This window comes from Hypericibacter terrae (assembly GCF_008728855.1).
Taxonomy (GTDB): Bacteria; Pseudomonadota; Alphaproteobacteria; order Dongiales; family Dongiaceae; genus Hypericibacter; species Hypericibacter terrae.
Genome location: NZ_CP042906.1, coordinates 612465 through 626930 on the forward strand (window position 1 = coordinate 612465; position 14466 = coordinate 626930).

General features: G+C 64.7%; 15 protein-coding genes. 9 read left to right on the forward strand and 6 right to left on the reverse strand.

Annotation, left to right across the window (positions count from 1 at the left end; all coding sequences use genetic code 11):
• Nucleotides 1-12 precede the first annotated feature (12 nt).
• Nucleotides 13-1170, forward strand: coding sequence for an iron-containing alcohol dehydrogenase (locus tag FRZ44_RS02855; RefSeq protein WP_151175750.1), 1158 nt, complete (start codon nucleotides 13-15; stop codon nucleotides 1168-1170).
• A gap of 20 nt (nucleotides 1171-1190) precedes the next feature.
• Here FRZ44_RS02855 and FRZ44_RS02860 read toward each other — a convergent pair whose 3' ends face one another.
• Complete coding sequence (locus tag FRZ44_RS02860) at nucleotides 1191-1634, reverse strand: acyl-CoA thioesterase (protein WP_191908384.1); 444 nt, start codon at nucleotides 1632-1634, stop codon at nucleotides 1191-1193.
• 144 nt (nucleotides 1635-1778) lie between these two features.
• Between FRZ44_RS02860 and FRZ44_RS02865 the strand changes: the two genes are divergently transcribed.
• From FRZ44_RS02865 to FRZ44_RS02880, 4 genes are all read left to right on the forward strand, one after another.
• On the forward strand, nucleotides 1779-2168 hold the full coding sequence (locus FRZ44_RS02865; RefSeq protein ID WP_151175751.1) for a hypothetical protein: 390 nt from the start codon (nucleotides 1779-1781) through the stop codon (nucleotides 2166-2168).
• 58 nt (nucleotides 2169-2226) lie between these two features.
• Nucleotides 2227-3081 (forward strand): alpha/beta fold hydrolase, encoded by an 855-nt coding sequence (locus FRZ44_RS02870; protein WP_151175752.1) that lies wholly within the window; start codon nucleotides 2227-2229, stop codon nucleotides 3079-3081.
• 50 nt (nucleotides 3082-3131) lie between these two features.
• Nucleotides 3132-4223 (forward strand): N-acyl homoserine lactonase family protein, encoded by a 1092-nt coding sequence (locus FRZ44_RS02875; RefSeq protein ID WP_225308525.1) that lies wholly within the window; start codon nucleotides 3132-3134, stop codon nucleotides 4221-4223.
• Nucleotides 4224-4384: 161 nt separating this feature from the next.
• Nucleotides 4385-5224, forward strand: a complete 840-nt coding sequence (locus FRZ44_RS02880; RefSeq protein WP_225308526.1) for an IclR family transcriptional regulator — start codon at nucleotides 4385-4387, stop codon at nucleotides 5222-5224.
• Between the two features lie 21 nt (nucleotides 5225-5245).
• On the opposite strand, the gene FRZ44_RS02885 is transcribed toward FRZ44_RS02880, so the two are convergent.
• From FRZ44_RS02885 to FRZ44_RS02895, 3 genes are read right to left on the reverse strand one after another with little or no spacing between them, the layout of a single operon-like run.
• Entirely contained in the window at nucleotides 5246-6478 is a 1233-nt protein-coding gene (locus tag FRZ44_RS02885; protein WP_151175753.1) for a M24 family metallopeptidase, read from the reverse strand.
• 40 nt (nucleotides 6479-6518) lie between these two features.
• On the reverse strand, nucleotides 6519-6929 hold the full coding sequence (locus FRZ44_RS02890; RefSeq protein WP_151175754.1) for an SRPBCC family protein: 411 nt from the start codon (nucleotides 6927-6929) through the stop codon (nucleotides 6519-6521).
• A complete protein-coding gene (locus tag FRZ44_RS02895; RefSeq protein ID WP_151175755.1) occupies nucleotides 6926-7249 on the reverse strand; it encodes an ArsR/SmtB family transcription factor in 324 nt (107 codons plus the stop codon). The genes FRZ44_RS02890 and FRZ44_RS02895 overlap by 4 nt, the downstream gene beginning before the upstream one ends.
• Before the next feature lie 82 nt (nucleotides 7250-7331).
• On the opposite strand from FRZ44_RS02895, the gene FRZ44_RS02900 reads away from it, so the two are divergent.
• Nucleotides 7332-8198, forward strand: coding sequence for an NAD(P)H-binding protein (locus tag FRZ44_RS02900; protein WP_191908385.1), 867 nt, complete (start codon nucleotides 7332-7334; stop codon nucleotides 8196-8198).
• A gap of 132 nt (nucleotides 8199-8330) precedes the next feature.
• Here the strand turns inward: FRZ44_RS02900 and FRZ44_RS02905 are convergent, their stop codons facing one another.
• Together FRZ44_RS02905 and FRZ44_RS02910 are read right to left on the reverse strand one after the other, a co-directional pair.
• Nucleotides 8331-9449, reverse strand: coding sequence for a mandelate racemase/muconate lactonizing enzyme family protein (locus FRZ44_RS02905; RefSeq protein ID WP_151175757.1), 1119 nt, complete (start codon nucleotides 9447-9449; stop codon nucleotides 8331-8333).
• Between the two features lie 63 nt (nucleotides 9450-9512).
• Nucleotides 9513-10415, reverse strand: coding sequence for a LysR substrate-binding domain-containing protein (locus FRZ44_RS02910; RefSeq protein ID WP_151175758.1), 903 nt, complete (start codon nucleotides 10413-10415; stop codon nucleotides 9513-9515).
• Nucleotides 10416-10538: 123 nt separating this feature from the next.
• On the opposite strand from FRZ44_RS02910, the gene FRZ44_RS02915 reads away from it, so the two are divergent.
• The 3 genes from FRZ44_RS02915 to FRZ44_RS02925 all read left to right on the forward strand — a co-directional run bounded on the left by FRZ44_RS02915 (nucleotide 10539) and on the right by FRZ44_RS02925 (nucleotide 14423).
• Complete coding sequence (locus FRZ44_RS02915) at nucleotides 10539-11690, forward strand: aromatic ring-hydroxylating oxygenase subunit alpha (RefSeq protein ID WP_151175759.1); 1152 nt, start codon at nucleotides 10539-10541, stop codon at nucleotides 11688-11690.
• On the forward strand, nucleotides 11687-12475 hold the full coding sequence (locus tag FRZ44_RS02920) for a HalD/BesD family halogenase (RefSeq protein ID WP_151175760.1): 789 nt from the start codon (nucleotides 11687-11689) through the stop codon (nucleotides 12473-12475). The genes FRZ44_RS02915 and FRZ44_RS02920 overlap by 4 nt, the downstream gene beginning before the upstream one ends.
• Before the next feature lie 286 nt (nucleotides 12476-12761).
• A complete protein-coding gene (locus FRZ44_RS02925; RefSeq protein WP_151175761.1) occupies nucleotides 12762-14423 on the forward strand; it encodes an ABC transporter substrate-binding protein in 1662 nt (553 codons plus the stop codon).
• Nucleotides 14424-14466 lie beyond the last annotated feature (43 nt).

A 14466-nucleotide genomic window follows, 5' to 3' on the forward strand; every position in this document is an offset into this window, starting at 1 on the left:
AGGAGGCAGACGATGACCGCATTCAATTTCAATACCGCGCCCCGGATCGTCTTCGGCGACGGCGCCATCGCCCGCATCGGCGAGATCGCGGCGGCCCAACTCGGCAAGCGCGTGCTGCTGGTCACCGATCCCGGTCTCATCAAGGTTGGATTGATCGACCCGGCCCTGAAATCGCTCGAGGCCGCGGGCGTCGCCGTGTCGGTCTATTCCAAGGTCGAGGCCGATCCGCCCGAGGCGGTGATCATGACCTGCGTTTCGGCGGCGCAGGAATTCGAGGCGGACGCGGTGATCGGCTTGGGCGGCGGCTCCTCCATGGACAGCGCCAAGCTCGCGGCCCTGCTGGCGCCGGGCCGGGAGAAGCTCGCCGACATCTATGGCATCGGCAATGCGAAGGGGCCGCGCCTGCCGCTGCTGCTGGCACCCACCACGGCCGGCACCGGCTCCGAGGTCACGCCGATCTCGATCGTCACCACCGGCGCCAGCGAGAAGAAGGGCGTGGTCACGCCCCTGATCCTTCCCGACGTGGCGCTGCTCGATCCGGAGCTGACGCTGGGCCTGCCGCCGCATGTGACCGCGGCGACCGGCATCGACGCGATGGTCCATGCGATCGAGGCCTTCGCCTCGGCCAGCCCCAGCAACAATCCGGTCTCGCGCGCCCTGGCGCGGGAAGCGCTGCGGCTGATGGGGGCGGCATTGGAGCGTGCGGTCAAGAATGGCAAGGATCGCGCCGCGCGCGGCGACATGCTGCTGGGCGCCATGCTGGCGGGCCAGGCCTTCGCCAATTCGCCGGTGGCGGCGGTCCATGCGCTGGCCTATCCGATCGGCGGCCATTTCCATGTGCCGCACGGGCTCTCCAACGCCCTGATGCTGCCCCATGTGCTGCGCTTCAACGCCGAGACGGCGAGTGCGGCCTATGCCGAGATCGCGCCCTATGCGTTCCCGGAGCTGGCGGAGGTCGGCACGCAAGGGCGGGCCTCGGCCTTCGCCGAGAAGCTCGCCGGGCTCTCGGTGCGCTGCGGGCTGGAGCAGCGCCTGCGCGATGTCGGCATCCCCAAGGACGCCGTCCCCATGCTGGCGCGGGACGCGATGAAGCAGACGCGCCTGCTGGTCAACAATCCGCGCGCCGTGACCGAAGCCGACGCGCTCGCCATCTATCAGCAGGCTTGGTGAGGCTCAAGACCGCGATGCGATCATTTCACCATCAGTTCCTGCAGCGCGCTTCGCATCGCCTCGCCGATCGCGACCGGGCGGTTGCTGGCGCGGTCGACATAGACATGGACGAAATGGCCGGCGGCGGCCGCGGCAGGCTCGTCGTTGCGGAACAGCCCGACCTCATAGCGCACGCTGCTGCGCCCCAGATGCGCGACCCGCAGGCCCGCCGCGATCGTATCGGGAAAGGCGATCGGGCGGAAATAGCTGCAGGAGGTCTCGACCACCAGGCCGATGGTCTCGCTGCGCAGGTAGTCGAGCTGCCCGCCGTCGATCAGCCATTTGTTCACGACCGTGTCGAAATAGCTGTAATAGACGACGTTGTTGACGTGGCCATAGACATCGTTGTCCATCCATCGCGTCGGGATGGCGAGGAAATGGCGATAGGCCGCGCGGGTCTCGTCTTTGGAAGGCTTGGAACTCACATCGTCACCCTGAAGGAAAGTTCGGATCGGCCCGCTGCACCGGTTGGCGCGGGCCGCGATCGCATCTTGAAGTTTAGTCGGCTCAACGCAGGCGTTTCGCCCTGATCGGGGAGCTCCCCGGGGCAAGAGGAAGAAGAGGCAACCATGGCTATCGATGTCAAAGGCTGGGCGAGCAAGTTCAAGAGTCTGACCGACAATGATCAGACCATTGCGGCAATGGGAAAATACTACACCTGCACCTTCATGTACGACATGACGGACCGCAAGGTCATCATCGAGATGCATGACGGCAAGGTGAAGAACATCAACACCAACCCGCAGCCGCTTGATGCCTACGACTTCGCGCTGCGGGCCAGCGCCCAGACCTGGCGGGAATTCGGCCAGCCGATGCCCAAGCCGATGTTTCACGGCATCTGGTCCGCGAGCTTCCGCGAGGATCTCAAGCTCGAGGGCAATCTGCTGGTGCTGATGCAGAACCTGCGGAATTTCACCGTGCAGTTCGAATTGCTGCGGAAGAGCGGCGTCCCGGTCTAGGACGCGGCCCGCGGAAACCGAACGAACACGCCAAACCTAACGCTCGAGGATCGCCCCCATGGCAAAACACTCGCCAGTCACCGGCCGCTACGTCACGATCGAAGTCGACGGCCTGGAATACAAGGTCTTCTATCTCCATAATGGCCAGGGCCAGCCGCTGGTCTGCCAGCACACCGCGGGCTGCCATAACCATCAGTGGCGCGGGCTGCTCGAGGACGAGGAGATCACCAAGAACTACAACGTGATCGCCTATGACCTCGCCCGCCACGGCAAGTCCGATCCCCCGCTCAACAGCGAGTGGTGGAAGTCGGAGTACAAGCTCACGGCCGACCATTATGTGAACTTCATCGTGAAGTTCTGCGACGCGCTCGAGCTCAAGAACCCGATCTTCATGGGCTCCTCCTTCGGCGGCAACGTCGCGCTGCAGCTCGCGCTGCGCCGCCCCGACCGCTTCAAGGCGGTGATTCCGGTCGAGGCCGCCGACTACGCACCGGGCTTCTTCCTCGACTGGTGGCGTCATCCTCATGCCAATGCGGCGCAGGTTTGCGCCAGCGGCGTGTGGGACCTGATGGCGCCGCAGTCGCCCGAGATGGATCGCTGGCTGACCTGGCACTATTACACGCAAGGTTCGGAGGCCTTCAAAGGCGACCTCTATTTCTATTCGGTCGATCACGACCTGCGGAAGCAGCTGGCCGACATCGACGGCAAGCGCTGCCCCGTCGTCATGATGACCGGCACCTACGACTATCTGACGCCGCCCGACGCGACCGAGAACACGGCGCGCCAGATCAAGAACGGCGTCTATATCGAGATGACCGACATCGGCCATTTCCCGATGAGCGAGAACTACCCGCTGTTCCGGACCTACCTCAAGGAAGCCTTGAGGATCATCCGCGAACGGACTGGCGACTGACGATCGCGGCGTGACGGCAGGCGGGGACCCCGGGAACAGGATGCCATGACATGAAGATCATCGAGTTCGGCAAGGACGGCGGCAGCAGCAAGAGCACCGCCAGGGATCGTCCGGAGCGGATGAAGATCCTCGAGTTCGGCGACGGGGTGCGTGGCGCAAGGCCGCCCTCGGGCTCGAAGATCGAGGTCAGGCCGGCCTCGACGGCTCCGCAGGCCGAGACGAAATGGGAGCCGGTGCCGGCACCCGCCTCCAGCGCCGGCTTGGCGGCCGTGCCGAAAACGAAGGCGTCACGGAGTCCCTTCGTCGGCTCCCGGTCGCTCAAGATGCATGTGCTCGACCTGGGCAAGCTGCGCCTCGACAAGAACTTCATGGTCGCGAACTCGACCGTGGCGATGGCCAAGAACCCGAACCCGCCGGGCAAGCTGATCGACATCCCGGTCTCGGCCTATTACATCGAGCATCCCGACGGCAACGTCCTGTTCGACACCGGCTGCCATCCCGACTGGGCAGGCCCCAACGGCCGCTGGCCGCAGAACCTGCAGGATGTGTTCCCGGTGATCGGGCCGGACGACTGCTATCTGCCGCACCGGCTGGAGGCGATGGGCATCGGGCCGAACCAGATCCGCCACGTGGTGCTGTCGCATCTCCATTGCGATCATGCCGGCTGCATCGAGTTCTTCCGCAAGTCGAACATCGTTGTGCATGAGGACGAGTTCGCGGCAGCGGCCACGCACTACGCGAAGCGCGACCACAGCACGCCCTATGCGCTGCGGGACGTCGAGACCTGGATCCGTCTCGACCTCAATTGGCGCGAGGTCGGCCGCGCGGAGCCGGACCGCAACCTCGTCGACGGAGTGAAGCTGCTCAATCTCGGCGCTGGCCATTCCTTCGGCATGCTGGGGATGATGGTGTCCCTGCGCGACCACGCGAATGTGATCCTGGCGTCGGACGCCTGCTACACCGCGGAGAATTACGGGCCGCCGATGAAGCCCGCGGGCATCAGCTACGATTCCATCGGTGCCGCCCGCACGATCCAGCGGATCCGCTCGATGGCGGAAGCGAATCACGCCGAGGTCTGGTTCGGTCACGACATTCCGCAGTTCGAATCGCTGCGGAAGGCGTCGGAGGGCTGGTACGAGTGACGGCGCCGTCCGGGCCGGGGGGCCGGGATCGGCGGTTTCATTTGAGGAGTCGGGAGATCATGCGGCGACGGGAATGGGGATAAGCGGGCAGAGCCGGGTTGAGTGAAGGGGACGCCCGAGAACGCCGCGTTGGCGGAAGGGGCGATCCGGGGGAATCTCAAGTGCGCGGGTATATCTTGCCGGAATTCGGATCGAAGAAGCAGCTCACCAAACTGCCCATCGGCGTCGGCGAAAAGGGCGTTCCCGCCCTCATTCGCGGCAGCCGGGTGCTCGATGCCGTGGTCGCGTCGGACCAGCCTCTGACGGTCTCGGATCTGGCGCGGAAATTGAACCTGCCCAAGAGCACGGTTCACGGGCTCTGCGGCACCCTGGTCGATCTGGGGCTGCTCTCCAGGCGCAACGGCAACTCCTTCCTGATCGGGCCGCATGTCATGCGCTGGGCCAACGCGTTCCTGGCTCAGACCGATCTGACCGCCGAGTTCTCTTCGCTCTGGGACAGCCTCACTGTCCTCTCCGACGAGACCATCACGCTCTCCGTGCTCGACGGCTCGGAGGTGGTCTATATCGCCTGCCGCAACAGTTCTTCGTCGCTCGGCATCACCTTCCGGATCGGCATGCGGCTGCCCGCGCCCTTCACAGCCACCGGCAAGGCGATCCTGAGTACCATGTCGGACGCGCAGGTGCGCAAGCTCCTGGCCGGTCACTGGCCGCAGCCCCTGACCTCGCGCAGCGTCAAGAATATCGAGGGTCTGATGGCGGAGCTCGCCGACTGCCGGCGCCGCGGCTTCTCGATCGACGACGGCCAGACGCGCGACGGCATGTATTGCTTCGGCACGGCCGTGCGCGATTCCTCGAACCAGGTGGTGGCGGGCGTCGCCGTCAGCCTGCTGGCGACGCGCGTCGATGACCGCACCACCGATCTCGCGGCCAAGAGCATCCAGACCATCGCCCATCAGCTCTCGGTGCGCCTCGGCGCCGACATGAAGAAGCTGCCGGCCTGAATCCTCGCCTGCGCCGGCACTTCAGCCGTAATCGTCTTCCAGCGGAGTGTCGGACAGCAGCAGTGGCCCGTCGGCCGTGATCCAGACCGGCTGCTCCAGCTTGACGCCCTCGGCACCGCCGACGGCGCCGACATAGCTTTCGCAGCAGACCACCATGTTCTCCTCGAACATGCCGTCATAGGCGCCCCATTCCTCGTCCTCGGGATACCAGATCAACGGATACTCGACATTGAGGCCGCAGCCATGGGCGACGTCCGCATAGCGGTTGGGGAGGTAGATCTCGGGCAGCGCATAGGCCTTGGCCGAGAATTCGAGGAAGCGGATGCCGGGCTTGAGCAGCGCGATATTGTGATCGAGCTGGGCGCGCGATGTCGCATAGAGCCGGCGCTGCGCGTCGCTGGGCTTTCCGCCATCGATGACCCAGGCGCGCGAGATGTCGGTGTAGAAGCCCATCGGCCCGATCAGGTCGGTATCGAAGGAGAGCATCTCGCCCTTCTGCATCGGCCGGGCCGAGGCCTCCTGGAACCAGGGGTTGGTGCGGGGCCCCGCGGTCAGGAGCCGCGTCTCGGGATATTCGCCGCCGCGCGCGAGGCTGGCCTTGAGCAGCAGGCCGAAGGCGGCCTGCTCCGTCGTCCCCGGTGTTATGGCGCCGCGCATCTCGGCGACCGCCGCATCGCAGGCCTCGAAGGAGCGCTTCATCGCGCGGATCTCCTCGAGCGATTTCTGCGCCCGGGCGCGCTCCAGCATGATCTTGCCGTCGACCAGGGCGAGGCCCCGCGCCTGCAGGGCCAGCGCCGTGGGCACGTCGAAGCGGTCGACCGCGAGACGCCGGTTGGCGCCGCCATGGGCGCGCATCAGCGCATCGATCTCGTCCGCCCATTTGCCGGCGATCTCGTCGGCGCGCTCCGCCACGATCACGTAATCGGCCGACCAGGCGGGCCGGATCTCGTCGATGGTCTCGAGGCCGGCCGCCAGATGCTTGCTGGTCGCAAGGTCGAACAGCAGGCAAGGTCCGTCCGCCGCGACGAAGGCGTAGCGGACGAAGTTATGCATGGTCCAGACCTGCATGTTCCGGCTGCCGGTGGCGTAGCGCAGATTGATCGGATCGAAGATCAGGGCCGCGGCCACGTCATGCTCGCGCAATTTGCGCCGCAGCCGCGCCAACCGGTCGCGCCGGATCGCCGCCTCGTCGATCGGACGCCGGTCCGCCAGCAAGGCGCGGGCTTCGGCGAGGGAGCAGGAGGTATTGGTCATTTCGCGCGGACGCCCAGCCTGGCTTTGAGCAGCGTCGACGTCAATCTACCCGCGCCAAGATCTGCTGCAGGGCCGCAAAGAACCGGGGCCACCCGCCCTTGGCACCCTGATAGGCCTGCTGCTGATCCGCCCGGAAGCCCGACTGCTCCATGCGCAGGTGGGTCCCACCGCTCGTCGGGGTGAGAGTCCAAGTGACGACACTCTCGAGACCATAGGCCGCCCAGCTGTAAGACAGCATTTTGTTCGGCTCCACGGCCAGGACCTGACAATCGACAGCACCCCAGTCTGCGCGAAGATTGAAACGGTGGTCCACGACAGGCTTGAAATCGTTCTTCATGAGCCACTCTTCGATCAGGTGTGGCTGCGTGAGCGCGCGCCAGATCTTTTCCGGCGGGTAAGGGATCTCACGGTCGACAACGACGGAGAGCGTTTCGGTCGCGGCTTGGGTCATTGGTCCATCCTTTTGAGCAAATCTTCGAGATGGTCGAATCGGCTTTGCCAGAATCCGGCCATTTGGCTTGTCCAGTCGATCAGCGGAGCCAAAGCGCCGAGCTGCGCGCTATAGTGCGTCTGGCGACCTTCGTGACGGTCGCGGACCAACCCGGCCTGCTTCAGCACGCCGAGATGCTTCGAGACGGCTGGTTGCGAAATCCCGGCCCGAGCCGTCAGAGCCCCGACTGTCTTCTCTCCTTCGCGGCACAGCCGTTCGAAGAGAGCCCGCCGCGTCGGATCGGCGAGCGTTTTGAAGAGGACGTCGTGAGCGTGCGGCATGTTGATTTATAACCTGATGGCTATTGATTAACGTATAATCGCCGAGATATACGTTGGTCAAGCAAGAATGTGGAGCCGCCCAATGATCCTCGTCACAGGAGCCACCGGCCATGTGGGGCGCGCCGTCGTCTCCAGCCTGGCGTCACTCGCCCACGAGGTGGTCGCCATGGTCCGCGACGTCCGGGCCGCAAGCACGCGCCTGCCATCTGCAATCGCCCTGCGCGTTGCGGACTACGAGGATGCCTCCGCTCTGAAGAGGGCGCTCGCGGGCATCGACGATATGGTCCTCATCTCGAGCGATGGCGATACGAGCGCAGTCATGCGCCACCATGCCAATGCCATAGAGGCGGCTACGGCGACCAACATCCGGCATATTACCTTCACGAGCATCGTCGATACCGACGAGTTGTCGCCATTCTACTTCTCGCCCGTTTACCGAGACGCGGAGCGCCGGCTAGCGGTCTGCGGACTGCCTTCGACCATCCTCAGATGTGGCCTCTATTCCGACTTTATTCTCGACCATTGGCTTGCGCCGAGCCAGACGTCGGGAGAGCTGGTGCTGCCGACAGAGCAGGGTCGAGTTGCGCCGATCTCGCGTGACGACGTGGCGGCCGCCGTCGCAGCAGTCGCGGCCAAACCCGACAAATCTCGCAGCCCCTACATGATTACGGGACATCGAGCGTTGGGCTTTGACGAGATCGCCGCCTCTTATGGTGAAACGATCGCGAGGCAGATACGCTATCGCCCCTGTTCCATCGACAACTACCTGACGGAGGCGTCGGCGCGTCTCGACGATCCCTGGCCCCACGCTTTCTCCACCTTGTGCGCGTCGATCGCCGAAGGTCGCTACAGTCAGGTCTCCAATGACTTCACGGCCATTACGGGTCGAGAACCAGAGAGCTTTCGAGATTTCCTTCTTAGAGCAACGTTAGCGAATCCAGGAGATTGAATAATCATAGTCCATCGGTTATGCATCATGCATAGTCGTTATCGATCCCAGGGGGCGTGGCGACGTGGTAACTCGTTTCATTTCGCCGTGACCCGCGGATGCCTCCGGCAATGCAACTTTTGTAGACAGGGCCTAGACCGCAACCGATAAAGGCTGGCCCAGCACCTTCTCGTCCACCTCGATCCCCAGGCCCTTGCCGCGCGGCGCCGCCATCGAGCCGTCGCGCGTGTCGAAAACCTTGTCGGCGAAACCGGGCCGGGTGTGGCGCGTCGTGACCCAATTGTAGAAATCGCAGGTGTGCTGGCGGACGCCCTCGGGCGTCGACATCATGAGATGCGCCGTCGCCGCGGTGTTGATCTCGGCGCCGCCGGTATCCTCGATCGTGACGCCGAGCCCGAGTGCTGCGGCCGTGTCGCGGATGAGCTTGGCCTTGGTCACGCCGCCGACGCGCGCGACCTTGATGGTGATGCCGTCGATCAGCCGGTCGCTCCAGGCGCGCATGAGGACATTCAGGCTGTCGATGGTCTCGTCCAGCACCAGCGGCCGGTCGCAATGGCGGCGCACCGCGAGATTGGCCTCGTAGGAGGCGCAAGGCTGCTCCAGCGTGTAATCGAGATCGCGGGTGGCGCGCAGGAACTCGATCGCCTGCTGCTGGCGCCAGGCGGCATTGGCATCGGCGAAGATGACGGTGCCCGACGGCACGGCATCGAGCACCGCTTCCGTCCGCGCGATGTCGTCCTTGACCTCGAGCCCGACCTTCACCTGGATCCGGCGATAACCCTCGGCGATGTATTTCTTGGCGCGCGCCGCCATGGCGTCGGGGGCCGCCTGCGGCACCGAGCGGTAGAGCGCCATGCGCTCGCCGAAGCGCCCGCCCAGCGCTTCCGCGAGCGGAATGCCGGCCTGCCGCGCCTTCAGGTCCCAGCAGGCCATGTCGAACGCGGCCTTCACATAAGGATGGCCGTTCAGCAGCAGATCCAGGCGCTCATTGACGAGGTTGGCCTGCGCCGGATCCATGCCGATCAGGGCCGGCGCCAGCTCCGTCATGCCGGCCCTGGCGCCGCCGAGGAAGGAGGGGTCGTAGAACGAGCCCAGCGGCGCCATCTCGCCCCAGCCGGTCAGGCCCGCGTCGGTCTCGATCTTGGCGATGCTGGATTCGAATCCCTCGGCAGAGCGTCCGCCCGAGCAGGTATAGGTGCCGTCGCGAAAGGGCTGGTTCTGGGCAAAAAGCGTGACTCTCGTGATCTTCACAAATCGGCTCCCGGGGATGAAGGCCCGCCTACTTTAATCCAGCCGCCGGCCCTGTCGTGAGGCCTAGAGATCGCGCCTGAGCCATTCGATGAAGGAGAGGACGGTTCGCTTCTGGCTGCGCGAATGCGGGTGAACCGCGCAATAGGCATAGCCCAGGGGCAGCCTCTGCGGGAACGGGGCCAGGAGGCGACCGTCCGCCAGCTCGTCGCGCGCCAGCAGCCGCTGCCCCAGGGCCACGCCGAAGCCCGACAGCGCGAGATCGATCGCCAGGCTCGACATGCCCACCCGATGGCCGAGACCCAGTTGGGGCGCGCGTTCGGTGCCGGTCGCGTCGAACCATTCGGCCCAGGTCGGGTAGGAGGCGAAGCTGGCGCCCCAATCGACATGGATCAGATCCTGGTCCGGGATCGAGCCGGGCACGCCTTCCTGGAAACGGCCGCGCGCCAGGAACGCTGGCGAGCAGAGCGGCAAGACCTCGTCGCGCAGCAGCGGGATCGTGACCAACTCCGGATAGAGATGCTGCCCATAGCTGATCCGCAGATCGATATGGTGCCGGGTGAAATCCACCGGATCGTCCTCGACCCGGATCTCGCAGCGGATGTCCGGCTCCATCGCGAGAAACCCCTCCAGCCGGCGGTTGAGCCACCGCACCGCGACCGAGGGCAGGGTGCTGATCACGAAGCGCGAGGGCAGGTTGCCCTCGAGCATCCGTTGCGTCATGGCCGAGAGACGGTCGATGACCTCGGCGCTGTCGGCATAGAGCGCCAGGCCGGCATCGGTCAGCTGCAGCTGGTTGTTGCGGCGAACGAAGAGCCGCTTCGAGAAGAACTCTTCGAGGATCTTGACCTGCTGGCTGATGGCGCCCGGCGTCACACCCAGCTCGCGGGCCGCGAGGCTGAAGCCGCCATGGCGGGCGCTTGCTTCGAAGGCCTTCACGGCGTTGAGGGGTGGCAGGCGTCGCGTCATGGTTATGCGGGGTTTTCGGGTTCTTATAGAAAATCTAATGGAATATGATTATTTCTGCAATGTAAGCCGAGTTTTTCTGTAGGTATAGTGTCTTCGGCCTTCCACAGGGGCGGTGGACAAGAGATGGACGACAACGTCATCCGGGAGCTCGGCGAGGCTCTCGATCGCTCGCGAACCCAGCCCTATGACCGGGCCTGGTCGATGCCGCGGGCGTTCTATACCGACCCGCGGGTGCTGACCCTCGAGAAGGAACGCTTGTTCCTGCAGGAGTGGGTCTGCATCGGCCGCGCCGAGGAGCTTGCGCAGGCCGGCGACTTCGTCACCTTCCAGATCGGCAGTGAGCCGGTCGTCGCCATCCATGGCGACGACGGAACGATCCGCGCCTTCTCCAATGTCTGCCGCCATCGCGGCGCGATCATCGCCACCGGGCGCGGCAACCAGAGGCGCCTGGTCTGCCCCTATCACCATTGGTCCTACGACAGCCGAGGCCGCCTGGCCGGCGCGCCGGGGATCGGGGAACGCGCCGATTTCGATCGCCGCGATTGCCGGCTGCCGGAATTCCACTGCACGCTCTGGCTGGGATTTGTGTTCGTGTCCTGCGCCGCCGATCTGCGTCCGCTGGCACCGCAACTGGCCGGGCTCGAAGTCCTGGTACAGCCTTACCATCTCGAGCAGATGGCGCTCCGTTATCTGGCCGACGAGGTCTGGGACACCAACTGGAAGTGCCTCGTCGAGAATTTCATGGAGGGCTATCACCTCACGCCGCTCCATCCCGAGACGCTGCATCCGGTCAACCCGACCCGGCTCTGCCGGCACTTCGCGCCGGGCGATGCCTATTTCGGCTATAACGCCGGCTTCTCGCCGACGCTGCCGCGATCGCAGAAGGGTCATCCGGACCTGACCGACGCCGAGGTCGATAACTGCGTCATGTTCGCGGTGCCGCCGGGTCTCGTGGTCGGCTGCGCCGGCGACTACAGCTCCTTCCTCTGCATCCAGCCCGAGGCGACCGACCGCGTGCGCGTGAAGATGGGGCTCATCTTCTTCGGCCCCGATTGGCCGCAGGACAAGGTCGATTGGGCCATCGACCTGTTCCAGCGCACCATGGCGGAAGACAAGGCGGTGCTGCTCCGCTTGATGCGCGGCCTGAATTCCCGCCACCATGCCGCGGGGCCGCTGGCGCCCGCCGACCTCGAAGGGCCGGTGCTGGATTTCTATAAGTATCTTGGCTCCCGCCTTGCCGCCTCGATGTTACCCACCAGCCCGAGACCGCGATGAGAGACCTCCTCGACCTGGAGCGCTATCCGATCGACCGACTGGATTCGTCCGCCGCCAAGGCCCTCATCGCCCGCTGCCAGGCGGACCTGGACGAGCAGGGCATGTTCGATCTCGAGGACTTCGTGCGCCGTGAGGTGATCGAGGCTTGCGCCGAGGAGATGCGGCCGCGGATGGATCGCGAATCCTTCACGCACACGCGCAGCCATAATGTCTATTTCCAGAAGGACGTCCCCGGCGTTTCGCCCGATCATCCGGCGCTCCGGCAGGTGAATACGACGCACCACACCCTCTGCGGCGATCAGCTCGGCAATTCGACCCTGCGGCGGATCTATGAATGGAAGCCGCTGGCCGACTTCCTCAGCCGCGCGCTGAAACTGCCGGCGCTGCATGTGATGGACGACCCGCTGGCCCGCATCAATGTCATCGGTTACCGCGCCGGCGAGACGCTGAACTGGCATTTCGACCGCTCGCAATTCACCACGACGCTGCTGATCCAGGCGCCCGAGGCGGGCGGCGAATTCCAGTATCGCAGCGATCTGCGCTCGGAAACCGACCGCAACCTCGATGGCGTCGCGCGCGTCCTGCGCGGCGAGGACCCGGCCGTCCGCACCCGCGGCGTGAAGCCGGGCACTCTCAATGTCTTCAAGGGCAAGAACACGCTGCACCGGATCACCCCGCCGGTTGGCGAGAGGGCACGCTTGATCGCCATCTTCTCCTATTATGAGCGGCCCGGCGTCAGCTTCAGCGCCGAGGAGCGCCGCGGCTTCTACGGGCGTACCGGCTAGCCTGGGTTCTGGGCAAGACAATCTGGTTCCCCGGACAGGTATTCCGTCCTGAGGCGGATTTCGAACGGGCCCGAGCGGGCGGCGCGGGATTCCGGCCCGGATTGGTTTCCGGATGGCAATGTTATTTCTTGTGGGCAGGAACGGAGCGCCTCGCGCTAGGATGGCGGAGGGATCTCGGGAGCATTGCCATCGACCGAAACGCGGATGAAGCGGCTCAACCGACCTTCCGCGGCCGGATCGTCTATGTTAACGTGTTGAAAACAAACACAGACTGGGAGACTTCAAAATGGCCAAAGACTATCGCCTGCTCGATCTTTTTCGGCGCAATCGCACCGAACATGAAAACCATCTGATCGACGGATTGCTGGACGGCCGGGTCAACCGGCGCGACTTCCTGCGCCATGGCGCGGTGCTCGGCATGTCGGTTCCGCTCCTCGGCGGCATCGCGGCGGCGGCGGGCGTGGGCGGCTGGCCCAATTTCGCGCGCGCGGCCTCGAGCGGCGGCACGGTCAAGATCGCGATGACGGTTCCGGCCGCCGCGATCGAGCCGGTCAGCGTGGCCGACAATGGCGGCCTCTGCATGCTGAGCCAGGTGGGCGAGTATCTCTGCGTCGATGGCGCCGATCTGACCTTGCGTCCGGTTCTGGCGAACAGCTGGAAGCCGAACAAGGACGGCACGGTCTGGACCTTCAAGCTGCGCCAGGGCGTGAAGTTCCATGACGGCTCGCCGATGACGGCGAACGATGTGGTCGCTACCATGGACCGGCTGGCCGATCCGGCCAATTCGTCCAACGCGCTCTCGGCGTTCACCGGCTATCTGTCGAAGGGCGGCACCAAGAAGGTCGACTCCTACACCGTCGAGTTCCATCTCGACGCCGCCAACGGCAACTTTCCCTATCTGGTGTCGTCGGACAACTACAACACCATCATCGTCCCGGCCGACTACAAAGGGGACTTCGAGGCGCATTTCAACGGCACGGGCCCGTTCAAGCTCGACAAATACACCCCCAAGGTCGGCGCCTCCTTCGTGCGCAATGACGATTATTGGGGGCCCAAGGCGTTACCCGACCGGCTCGAGTTCACCTTCTACACCGACATCCAGCCGCAGATCCTGGCGCTCCAGGGCGGTCAGGTCCATGTCGTGCAGCAGACGCCCGTGCTGGCGGCCGTGCCGATCATGAAGGACCCCAAGATCGAGATCATGAGCCTGCCTTCGACCGCGCATCAGCAGGTGCATATGCGCAACGACATGGAGCCCTTCAAGGACAAGCGCGTCCGCCAGGCGATCGCGCTCTGCCTCGACCGGCCCAAGCTGATCAAGGGCCTGATGCAGGGCCGCGCGCAGATCGGCAATGACAGCCCGTTCGCGGGAGCCTATCCCTCGACCGACAAGTCGGTGCAGCAGCGCGAGAAGAACATCGCCGAAGCCAAGCAGCTGATGGAAGCGGCCGGCATGAAGAAGGGTTTCGAGGTCACGCTCACCACCGAGAAATATCTCGAGATTCCCGAATATGCGCAGTTGATCCAGAGCGCCGTGAAGGAGATCAAGGGCAAGATCACGCTCAAGATCGAGGACCAGGGCGCCTATTACGGCGATGCGGTCTATGGCAAGTCGGATTGGCTCGATTCGACCATGGGCATCACCGACTACGGTCATCGCGGCGTGCCGAATGTCTTTCTCTCCGCACCGCTGCGCAGCGACGGCACCTGGAACGGGGCGCATTTCAAGAACCCGCAATATGACCAGCTGGTCTCCAGCTATATCGCGGCGCTCGACCTGGAATCGCAGCGCCAGGAGGCCGGCAAGATCCAGCGACTGCTGCTCGATGAGACGCCGATCATCTTCAGCTACTTCTACGACTATCTGACGGCGATCCGCAAAGGCGTGATCGGCGTTCAGCCGACGGCGATGGGACATCTGTTCCTCAGCCAGACCACCGGCGTCTGAGCGGTCCTACGCAAGTCGATATGCGTTCCCCGCGGCTGGCCTG